Origin of the sequence: Muribaculum intestinale (assembly GCF_002201515.1) — a bacterium.
In the GTDB taxonomy this organism is placed as follows: domain Bacteria; phylum Bacteroidota; class Bacteroidia; order Bacteroidales; family Muribaculaceae; genus Muribaculum; species Muribaculum intestinale.
Genome location: NZ_CP021421.1, coordinates 443199 through 454747 on the forward strand (window position 1 = coordinate 443199; position 11549 = coordinate 454747).

An 11549-nucleotide genomic window follows, 5' to 3' on the forward strand; every position below is an offset into this window, starting at 1 on the left:
CCCAACCATGTGTGTATAGACGTATATGTTACGAAAAATACATTTCGCATCTCTTATAGTGATGTCTGTATTGTCTGCCCTGTCACAGGGCAGACATACAGACATCCTTTCTGTATTGATAGGAGCCTCATCGGAAAATATCGATTCCGCGTCATTTGCCGACAACACACCGGTGTCGCAGTCTCCTCTTGAAATTCTGGCGGGCTATATCGGCAACGACTCCATACCGACATCGACGCCTGCAGCCCTGTCCGATACAATCGTTTACTTTCCGGAACACGACGATTTATATGCAGCCCTCTCCGACCTGTCATCGGCATGCGCAGAATCAGACAATTCAAGACAGGGCACCGGAGGCTATGGAAGTCTCGACTTCATATCCGGAGCATATTCCTCATATGGATTCTATCAGTCGGGAAGCTGCGTAAAGACAAAGCCATATACCGACACATACTCCCTGGTGCCGCCTATAAGCGGAGTGTCATATTACAGTCCTGAATGGGGCCGCATAACCTCGGGCTTCGGCTACAGAGAGAAATTCAACCGAGTGCACAAAGGTATCGACATAGCGATGGAGATAGGCGATACAGTGAGAGTGGCACTCCCCGGAATCGTCGACAAAGTAAGTTACGAGGCACATGGCTACGGCCACTATGTTGAGGTCGTCCATGACAATGGTATTGTCACATGCTACGCCCATCTAAGCTCTTCGCTTGTAAAAGCAGGCGACAAGGTAGATGCCAGCCAGCCCATTGCGCTGAGCGGCAACACAGGCAATTCGACCGGACCACATCTCCACTTTGAGACTCGCTACAACGGCACTGCCATAAATCCCATTACGGTATTCAATTTCTACGACCCGGCATTGACAAGAAAACGTCGGCGCCTGTAGCACGAGCAATAATCCTACCCCCACACAATCAATCCCCGGCAGACCATCGTGTCACAATGGCACTGCCGGGGATTGATATTCTTTAGCCGACTGTCACCGGCTCAAAGCCTCATGCATATGTAGAGCAGCACGGCGTCCGTCGCCCATGGCGAGAATCACAGTCGCCCCTCCTCGCACAATATCGCCGCCGGCATAAATGTCGGAAATCGACGACTGCATAGTGCCCTCGTTTACTACAATTGTGCCGCGGCGCGACACCTCAAGTTCGCTTATCGCATTCGGTATAAGCGGATTAGGAGACACACCTACGCTTACCACCACCATATCTACAGGAATATCCTCCACAGCGCCCTCTACAGGCACAGGCAAACGGCGTCCCGAAGCATCCGGCTCGCCAAGCTCCATACGCTGCACACGCATCATATTGACACGACCTTTCTCGTCGGCAAGATATTCCACAGGATTGTGCAATGTCAGAAACTCCACGCCTTCTTCCTTTGCATGCTTCACCTCTTCCACACGAGCAGGCATCTCCTCCTCGCTACGGCGATACACAATCATGGCAGTCTCAGCGCCCATACGGCGGGCTGTGCGCACTGCATCCATCGCCGTATTACCGCCACCAATAACAGCCACGCGCGTTCCGCGCATTACAGGAGTGTCGTATCCGGCGTGTCCGGCTCCCATCAGATTGATACGGGTCAGATACTCATTGCACGACATCACGCCGATATAGTTCTCACCCGGAATGCCCATAAATCGAGGCAGACCTGCTCCGGAAGCCACAAATATCCCTCGGAATCCCATTTCATGAAGGTCGTCATAGCTTAAAGTCTTGCCTACGACAGTATCCTTAACAAAACGCACACCAAGCTCCTCAAGGCCGCGTATCTCGACATCGACCACAGAATTAGGAAGACGGAATTCAGGAATACCATACTTCAGCACACCGCCGATTTCATGCAGAGCCTCAAACACGGTAACGTCATAGCCACGCTTGGCCATGTCGCCGGCAAACGAAAGTCCGGCCGGCCCCGAGCCTACAACAGCTATCATGATGCCGTTGCTCTCCGGACGTATAACTGCTGCTTCTCCTCCCGACGCACGGTCGAAGTCGGCGGCAAAACGCTCCAGATATCCTATCGCAACAGGCTCCTTCTTCATCTTATGATATATACATCGGCTCTCACACTGTTTTTCCTGCGGACACACACGGCCGCATACCGACGGGAGCGCCGATGTCTCTTTAAGCACCCTGGCCGCCTGACCGAATTCGCCACGCTCTATATTCTTTATGAATCCGGGGATGTTGATTCCCACAGGGCAACCGGTGACACACTGCGGGTCGGGACAGTCCATGCATCTGGTAGCCTCGATTACGGCGGCTTCCGAGGAAAGTCCACAGTTGACTTCCTCATTGCATGTAACACGGTAAGCCGGATCAAGTTCCGGCATCTTCACACGCGCAATCGACGTGCGCTCCTTGGCAGAGCGGGCCTTGCGCAAATCCTCGCGCCACAGGGCGTCACGAGGCGATATGGTTGTCGACATATTATTTTTCTGTTAGTTATATGAGCGCAAGCGCATCATCATTTCATCAAAATCAACCTTATGTGCGTCAAATTCAGGCCCATCGATGCATACAAAGCGGGTCTTTCCATCGACTGTCACACGGCATGCGCCGCACATGCCCGTTCCATCGACCATAATGGTATTCAGCGAGCACATCGTCGGCACGTCATACTTCTTGGTAAGCAGAGCCACAAACTTCATCATCACCGCAGGGCCGATAGTGACTACCATATCAACCTTCTCACGATTGATTACCTCCTCGACACCATCGGTCACAAGCCCCTGCTTTCCATAACTGCCGTCGTCGGTCATTATGATGATTTCGTCGGAATATTCAGCTACCTGCTCCTCAAGAATGACAAGTTCACGCGTGCGGGCGGCAAGCACCGTTACCACACGATTGCCGGCGGCTTTCATTGCCTTTATGATAGGGAGCAATGGAGCCACGCCGACTCCACCTCCACAACATACCACAGTTCCTACCTTACTGATATGGGTAGCCTGACCAAGGGGCCCCACAACATCGGTCAGATATTCACCGGGCTCCAGGGCACATATTTTGGAAGTCGACTCACCGATTGCCTGCACCACCAGAGTTATTGTGCCTCTGTCAGTATCAGCATCGGCAATCGTAAGCGGGATGCGTTCGCCATGGTCTCCGCTACGCACTATCACAAAGTGACCCGCACGCCGCGACCGAGCTATTGATGGAGCCTCGACCACAAGTCTGACCACTTTCTCGGAGAAGTGCTCCTTCTCAAGAATTTTATTCATAGGGTTATTATGTTGGAATTTAGAATGGCATTCTGAAATCAACAGATTGCGTAGAGATTGTTTAATAATGCAAAATTAAAATAAATATTACGTAATCCAAACTGTTTTCCAGGCCAAATTAACTCACAGCCCGCTTCCTAATAAAACAAAGCAGCTAAACATGCATATAAATTAACAAAAACACACTTTTATCAATATATTTTTGAATATATGAATCAATATGTTTAAATTTGCCGCATAACTGCCGCCACAATTCAACCACTTTAAGTCAATTGCCAATCACATAAATACGCCCAACCTATATGAAAGATTTCTACCCTGCACTTGCATCTGTCGCAATACTCCTGTCATCGTCCTATGCAACGGCACAGAACCAGCCGCTGACCACGCTCCCGGAAGGTGGCACTACCACCATGTACCACCGAAGCGGAGGTGCCTATTATGCTATTCTCGGCAATAAATATGCCACTATTGAATACAACTATCTCCCTTCCGAAATCGTAGAGTACGACAATGGCGACGTGTACATAAAGGACTTCTTTTCGCAATACGATTATACCTACTACGGCGGACATCCTTATATAAAAGGACATAGAGATGGTCAAAACATCACATTTGAATTCCCACAGCTAATGGCTGTGCGCAACTACGGTAAGGATACAAGCTACTTCTATGTATCAATGGTCGAATACTCCAGTAGCGCTAAAACCTTCATCCCCGTCTCGGCCGACAAAAACAGATACACCATCAGTATAAACGATGACGGCACTATCACAGCGGATATTCAGGAAAACGGGATGATATTCCCCGGTAAAATCGACCATGACAACGAATGGGTCTACGAAGGTGAGGTGTTCTCCACATGGACGCCCATGACTCATACCATAGCCGATATCCCTCAGGATATGGATATCACCCGCATGTCGATGCTCGACCCCTACGGCATGGGCAGGTTCATAGAAATGGGCGCCGACCACGACAACATATATCTGCGAGGTATATTCGACATGGCTCCGGAGGCATGGATAAAAGGTAAGCGCGACGGAAAACATGTCACATTTGATTCCGGACAGTATCTCGGTTTTTCACCCTCGGGCACATTCTTCGCATTTTTCACAGCCGCCCAATACGAAACAGTATATGACGACGAGGAAAAAGAGGATGTCAGAATTCTGAAATTCAAAGACAGCATAACATTCGATTATGATGAATCGACACAAAAACTGACCGCCCCCGAAGGGTGGCTGCTTGTATACAACAAGAACCCCGACCATATCAACTATATGGAATATGTCGAGTCGCCCGTAATCGAAGCCACGCCCGACAACATATCCAAAACACCTACCGCTCCCTGGGACTTAGGCCATCATACACCCTCGGGCCCCGACGACCTGGAGTACATCTACTTCTGTATATCCGCACTGAATCACGACGGCCAGCTCCTCGACGCCGACAACCTATATTACAGAGTATTCATCAACGGCAATCCATATACATTCACCCCGGGCGCATATACCTATCCCGGAATCGAACGCCCCACAGAATTCATTCCATTCAACTTTGATAATGGCGGCTCATTCACATCCTACGATGCCCTGCGCATCATCTACATGTATGACACCGACATCGAGACCATGGAGATACAGCTATACTATATCGAGGGCGAACCGTCAGAGAGCAACATCATCGCCAGCTCATCGCTTGCGACGTATCCAGCCTCCGCCCGTAATGTCACACCCATGAATCCATGGAATATATCGCATTATGTACCATCGAAACCATGGGACCCGTCAGAAAGTGTGTCATTCAACCTCTCTGCCTCAAATACCGACGGAGAAAACATCGACCCGACAAAACTCTACTACCGCATATTCTTCGACGGAGAGCCATACACATTTGCCGCACAACCCGGCATCAACCCCGAAATGTCCTTTGTGCCTGTCGATTACTCCGACCAGTATGGTATCGCCTTTATCGTCGACGGGACAAAACGCACAGCCAACATATATGCCGACGGTATGACATCCGCCACCACCGGAGTACAGTTATATTATATCGAAGGAGACCCGACGGAAGGCAACATACTCGCCCAATCGGATATCATCACCGATGCCACGTCATCGTCCGAGATGATAACATTGCTCAAAAATATAGCGAATACGATATACCACAATCTCTCAGGATACCGGATTGACAATCCACAGTCAGGGATATTCATAAAAACCGTAATCTACACCGACGGCTCTACCGAAACTACAAAAGTCAGAAAATGACAGCACATATATGAAAAAGTCCTCCGGCTATCGGTCCGGAGGACTTTTTCATATATGTGTACTCGCGTTTTTGGGAAATTGACCGATAGTTTGTAAATTTGCAGACATACAGCGCGGAATACCCCCAACCGCACAAATCCAACCAAGTCGACATAACCGGTGATTCTCTCATTTGATGCCAGTCAAGAGCTTTCTGTAGCGTTTGCGGCCATAGCGTGCATTGCGGCTGTGGCACTCATTGTCATATACATACCGATGCTGAGGCGTCTGTATCATGCCTTATCCGACAGTCCCGCACCCGAAAGCGGTACTCTTCCGGTATCGGTCATCGTCTACACATATGCCAACTCAAAGGGGCTGGAGGAAGTGATAAAAGCACTCCACGAGCAGCATTACGACGGCTCGACGGAAATAATCGTGGTAAACGACGGCAAAGACAACGGCGTAGAGGATTTCCTCACCACAGTAGAAAACACCTACCCGGGGCTGCGACGCACATTCACCCCCTACGACACACGCAATATCTCGCGAAAGAAACTCGCCCTCACCCTCGGCATAAAAGCGGCACACAATCCCATAGTGCTCTTCCTGACCTCCGAGAGCCGTCTACCCGGCCCATGCTGGCTGTCGTCCATGACTGCCCCCTTCCACAACAGGGAGATAGACCTGGTGCTGGGATATGCAGGCCCAGGCGCATCTGACACAGAGAGCCACAGGCTCAGCCGCGGAATGCGCCACGACATACTCGTCGGCGACATGGAATGGCTCTCCGATGCCATCGACGGCAAACCATGGCGCGGCGACGGCGACAACATAGGGATACGTCGCAGCATGTTTTTCAACAACATGGGATTCGGCAACTCGCTGAATCTCCAATACGGCGATGACGACGTATTCGTGTCGGAAGTAGCCACCGGAAGCAATACGGCAGTTGTACTTTCCCCCGACAGTCGCGTCTCGACCGAAGCCCCCGACGATACTCCCGGATATTACCGGATAAAGCGCGAACGCCATCGCCTCATGGAAGGCTTCTGCTCCAAAAGGCCGAATACACGCATCGCCGCCACATACGTGCTCCCCTGGATATGGTTTCTGTCCACTATCGCAGCATCGGTGTGCATTCTTGGCATGAGCGGAGGAGCTTTCTCCGGAACAAACACCGCATTTTCATGCGCTGTACTCGGCGGCATAGCGATTGCAGGCATAGCATTGTGGTCAATACTGGGCATCGCATTCAACCGAGTGGAGATGGCTCTTGAGCAACGCCATCTCCGATGGAGTCTGCCATACGCATTGCTATCGCGCCCAATCAGACGCTGGAGCTGGCACAAGCGCAAAGCGCCACGCTCATGGCAGCAACCATGCTGACACCATCCCATGGTGACTGCCGGCATCAAGCCGCATCCCCGTACACCAATCTTAACATTTCTTATCGGTCATCGGCCCAAACAGCTACAAATTTATTATCTTTGCAAAATAATGTATTTTAATGATATGACTACCGGAATACATCGGCTTATGATTTTGGCAGTGATTGTGGCTACAGCCGCCATTGCATCGGCACAAACAGCGTATGAAACATCGGATGAAAATCCGAATACCGGCAGATATCCCGACAGAAAATTACTCGAACTTCTTGAAGACGAGGAATCGACATTCACCGAAGAGGATCTTGACGAGAACGGCACACTCATCTCCGCATTCGATGACATGTGGGCCGATACGCTGTCGACCGAATCAGAACCCGAACCACTCAGATTTCTTCCGGTAGCACCACTGCCGTCGATATTGTTCATGCCCATGGTATACGACGAGTTCATGCATCTGGACTCGATTGCTCCGTTTGATCCAGAGCCATTCGTCGAAGCCCAGTATGCCGATCTCGACTGGATTAAAATCGAAGCCAACAGAGCGAGAGCCTACCGCGAGTTAAAGCAACGATACATGCTTGACAACATTGAGGATGTAAGGTATAACATCTATACCATGCCGAAACCGCCAAAGAAATACACGGCCACTGTAGATCCCTCAACCGAATCAATTACTGTAAAGGAAATTATAACCGACAAGAAACAAATCGTGGCAGATGCCGGATTTACAGATGTCACCCGAAAGAACTGGCTTCACAATATCGACGGACGACTCCAGTTCTCTCAGGCATATATAAGCCCCAACTGGTATCAGGGCGGCAACAACAACGTCAACGGCATAGGCTCATTCAAATGGAATGTAAAACTCAACCAGAAATTCCATCCTGAATTCATCGTGGAGGCAACCACCGAATACAAGGTAGGCATAGCGAGTGCGCCACAGGACACGATACATGCCTACAATATAACCCAGGACCAATTCCAGTTCAACGGCACACTCGGCCTCAAGGCCTTCGACAAATGGTACTACTCGGTCAATGCCCAGTTCAAGACCCAGCTACTCAACAACTACAAGCCAAACACCCGCGAGCTGAAAGCGGCATTCATGACCCCCGGAGAGCTCAACATTGGTGTCGGTATGACCTACAACTACAAAAATCCTCAGAAGAGACTTACTCTCGACGCCTCCATATCGCCCTTCTCCTACAATCTGAAGATTGCCACAAATCCGGGAATCCCGAAATCCAATTTCGGCATTGACCCCGGCCACCATACTGTAAGCGAATTCGGTAGCAACGCCGAGGTAAAACTAACATGGACTCTCGCCTGGAATGTCACATACAGTTCGCGTCTGTTCCTCTTTACCGACTACGACTATACACAAGGTGACTGGGAGAATACCTTCAACTTCTCCATCAACCGGTATTTCTCCACACAGCTTTTCATCCATGTGCGCTACGACTCCCATCAACTGCCTCTTGAGGACACCAACTGGCACCACTGGCAGCTGAAAGAGATTCTCAGCTTCGGATTCCAGTATCAGTTCAAAACCATCTGACACATAACCCCACAGCATGTCACCTCTCCTCCGCTCTATAATAATATTAGCAGCGTCACTGCTGCCTTCATATTCCTATGCGCGCGAACCGGTGAGCAAACTCCCGGTACATTCACACGTGATTTCCGGATATGACAATCCCGACAGCGTGCGTAAGGCCATGCAGATGCGTCCTCTCCACAAGATAGAGGGCATATGGACATTCCCGTCCGACGGAGGCAGCATAGCAATCGAGCGTCATACCGACAATACCCTACGCGGAGAGGACGATGCAATACGATACCGCATGGTGGTAATGCGTTCGCCATGCCGGTCGCTGCGCCCGGGCACCCTCATGGGATATATCTCGGCTACCGCACGCCCGGGAATATATGCCGCCGAAATATATACCTCGGGCAATGGCGGTGCGACACTGAGAAACCCAAAACGGTTTACACTGACCCTCATCGACGACGCCCACCTGACCTTCCGCCAGCACAGCCGCCGCATTAAAGTCAACCTCTGGAGGCTCATCCCATACATGTCGCGAATAAGCGTGCGCCTGACCGACTCCGATGCGCCCAAAGATATCGACGGATGTATCCGCATGTTTCCCCGGCCGCTCTCCGGACCCGTGGAGCCGCGCTATCTGTAATCCACAATCCCGTCAGAGCCATGAAAAAGACCGTCATCCTCACATGCATGCTCACGCTGCTCTTCCTCAATGGACACAGCGACGACACAACACGCAAAGGACCACTGCAACCACGTATCGCGGCACATCAGACGGCATCGACCGACACCATCATAATCGAAGGCAACCGCATATCGCCCGACAGCCTCACGATAACATCATACGACAAGCCGCTACGCTCCATGCGCGAGACATTTTTCGTGACCAACAACCATCGCAGCATGACAATGCTGTCGATAACATTGCAGTTCACATACCGACGCCACGACAACGGAGCCATGCTGCATTCGCGCACGGCCACCATAGCCGCAAATATACCTCCGGGCGAGACACGCCAGCTATATGTCACATCCTGGGACCGTCAATACAGCTATTATCATCACGCCACACGCATCCGGCCACGCTCACCCAAGGCTGTGGCATACGATACCGACATTTCAGCCATCTCTGCGGCGTTCGGCCTCCGATAATTACAGTTATCAACACAAATACCCACTTATCAACATTTAACGCATTTTATACCATAGCATTTCCTAAGTAATCGATAGAAAAATAGTACCTTTGCAGTAACCGGGAACGCTTCCGGCACTTCAATGCTATACTATGGGTAAAATCATTGCTATTGCTAACCAGAAGGGGGGCGTGGGAAAGACCACGACTACCATCAATCTTGCCGCATCGCTTGCCAACCAAGGCAAAAAGGTGCTCATTATCGACGCCGACCCCCAGGCCAACGCAACTTCAGGCTACGGCATAGATCCGAAGTCAATGTCATCCTCAATCTATGAATGCCTGGTCGACGATTATCCTCTCGACGGCTCACAGACACCCACATGTGTCGAAGGGCTCGATTTGGTCGGATCTCGCATAGACCTTGCAGGAGCCGAGCTCGAACTGGTAGGTAAACCCCACCGCGAAAAAATACTCCTCAACGTGCTGCGCCCTGTGACCGAACGCTACGATTATATTCTCATCGACTGCTCGCCGTCTCTCGGCCTCATCACTGTCAACGCCCTTACGGCAGCCGACTCGGTAATCATACCCGTACAGGCCGAATACTTCGCCCTCGAGGGTATCAGCAAACTGCTCAACACAATACGCATAATAAAGTCGAAGCTCAACCCGCAGCTGGAAATCGAAGGCTTCCTGCTTACCATGTACGACGCCCGCCTGCGCCTTGCCAACCAGATTTATGAGGAACTCAAGGGACATTTCGGCGACATGGTATTTTCTACAGTAATCCCGCGCAACATACGCCTGAGCGAAGCGCCATCCCATGGCCTGCCGGCTCTGCTCTACGACCCTGAAAGCCGCGGAGCCACAAGCCACACAATGCTTGCAAAAGAGCTCATCGCCAAACACCGCAAGACACCGCAACGCAACACCGCCGAAGCTCTCGCCCAATAACGGGCAAATCCGCCTCATCTCTGTACTCTCCCGCATTGACACTCTCCTGCAACATAGAATAATCCTTACTGCCTACCAAGCGTAGATAAAACCCAAACGGATGCCACCGATACGCCGCAATGCCCTCGGCCGAGGGCTCGACTCACTGATTTCGATGGACGATGTGCCCGCACGCGGCTCATCGGCCATCAACGATATAGACGTAACCCTCATCTCCCCTAATCCCGACCAGCCGCGTACAACATTCGACGAAGCAGCCCTTGACGAACTTGCTGTATCCATACGCGAACTGGGCATTATACAGCCGCTTTCACTACGAAAGACCGGCCCCGACGCATATCAGATTATTGCCGGAGAGCGCCGCTACCGAGCTGCAATCAAGGCAGGGCTGACATCAGTGCCCGCATATATACGCACGGCCAACGACAGCGAGCTCACCGAGATGGCGCTCATTGAGAATATCCAGCGCGAAGACCTCAACGCCATTGAAATCGCACTCACATTCAAGAAGCTCATCGACCAGTACCGACTGACCCAGGAACGACTCAGCGAACGCATCGGGAAAAAACGTGCCACGATAGCCAACTTCCTGCGACTGCTGAAACTTCCGGCTGAGGTGCAGCTCGGCCTGCGCGACAAGCGTGTCGACATGGGACACGCGCGCGCGTTGCTTTCGATAGAGAAACCGGCGCTGCAGCTGAAACTATACAACGAAATCCTGCGCCAAGGCCTGTCGGTACGCAAAGTGGAAGAACTCGCCAAGGCCTATCGCGAAGCCGACGAGGCCGGAGAAGAAGCCCCGGCAGCCAAAAAGGCCGACAACCGGACAAACGACTACGACATACTCAAGAAGCACCTCAGTGCCTCGTTCCGACGTCCCGTGCAGTTCACCTGCAACGCCAAAGGAAAGGGAAAAATCACATTCCCGTTTAAAAATGAGGATGAACTTGAGCAATTAATTGCTATCTTTGACACTATAAAGCATTCCGAAGGCTGACAGACGGTTGCGCTTCTTGCCGGAAATTAGCGC

General features: G+C 51.3%; 10 protein-coding genes. 8 read left to right on the top strand and 2 right to left on the bottom strand.

Annotated features, from left to right (window positions below):
• Positions 1–25 precede the first annotated feature (25 nt).
• Positions 26–892 (top strand): M23 family metallopeptidase, encoded by an 867-nt coding sequence (locus ADH68_RS14195; RefSeq protein WP_084273930.1) that lies wholly within the window; start codon positions 26–28, stop codon positions 890–892.
• 93 nt (positions 893–985) lie between these two features.
• Here the strand turns inward: ADH68_RS14195 and gltA are convergent, their stop codons facing one another.
• A complete protein-coding gene (gene gltA, locus ADH68_RS14040) occupies positions 986–2443 on the bottom strand; it encodes an NADPH-dependent glutamate synthase (RefSeq protein WP_068960019.1) in 1458 nt (485 codons plus the stop codon).
• 12 nt (positions 2444–2455) lie between these two features.
• The gene (locus ADH68_RS14045; protein WP_068960018.1) at positions 2456–3238 is read right to left on the bottom strand and encodes a sulfide/dihydroorotate dehydrogenase-like FAD/NAD-binding protein; all 783 of its coding nucleotides are present in this window, start codon (positions 3236–3238) and stop codon (positions 2456–2458) included.
• 302 nt (positions 3239–3540) lie between these two features.
• On the opposite strand from ADH68_RS14045, the gene ADH68_RS01950 reads away from it, so the two are divergent.
• The 7 genes from ADH68_RS01950 to ADH68_RS01980 all read left to right on the top strand — a co-directional run bounded on the left by ADH68_RS01950 (position 3541) and on the right by ADH68_RS01980 (position 11516).
• Positions 3541–5511, top strand: a complete 1971-nt coding sequence (locus ADH68_RS01950; protein ID WP_068960017.1) for a hypothetical protein — start codon at positions 3541–3543, stop codon at positions 5509–5511.
• A 159-nt stretch (positions 5512–5670) separates the two neighbouring features.
• Positions 5671–6879 (top strand): glycosyltransferase family 2 protein, encoded by a 1209-nt coding sequence (locus ADH68_RS01955; protein WP_133165679.1) that lies wholly within the window; start codon positions 5671–5673, stop codon positions 6877–6879.
• Positions 6880–7005: 126 nt separating this feature from the next.
• Positions 7006–8439, top strand: coding sequence for a DUF3078 domain-containing protein (locus ADH68_RS01960; protein ID WP_157755857.1), 1434 nt, complete (start codon positions 7006–7008; stop codon positions 8437–8439).
• 16 nt (positions 8440–8455) lie between these two features.
• On the top strand, positions 8456–9073 hold the full coding sequence (locus ADH68_RS01965) for a hypothetical protein (protein ID WP_068960014.1): 618 nt from the start codon (positions 8456–8458) through the stop codon (positions 9071–9073).
• A gap of 20 nt (positions 9074–9093) precedes the next feature.
• Positions 9094–9582: a hypothetical protein gene (locus ADH68_RS01970; RefSeq protein WP_068960013.1), complete on the top strand. Its 489-nt coding sequence runs from the start codon at positions 9094–9096 to the stop codon at positions 9580–9582.
• Positions 9583–9715: 133 nt separating this feature from the next.
• Positions 9716–10519 (top strand): ParA family protein, encoded by an 804-nt coding sequence (locus tag ADH68_RS01975; RefSeq protein WP_068960012.1) that lies wholly within the window; start codon positions 9716–9718, stop codon positions 10517–10519.
• A gap of 100 nt (positions 10520–10619) precedes the next feature.
• Entirely contained in the window at positions 10620–11516 is an 897-nt protein-coding gene (locus ADH68_RS01980; RefSeq protein ID WP_068960011.1) for a ParB/RepB/Spo0J family partition protein, read from the top strand.
• Positions 11517–11549 lie beyond the last annotated feature (33 nt).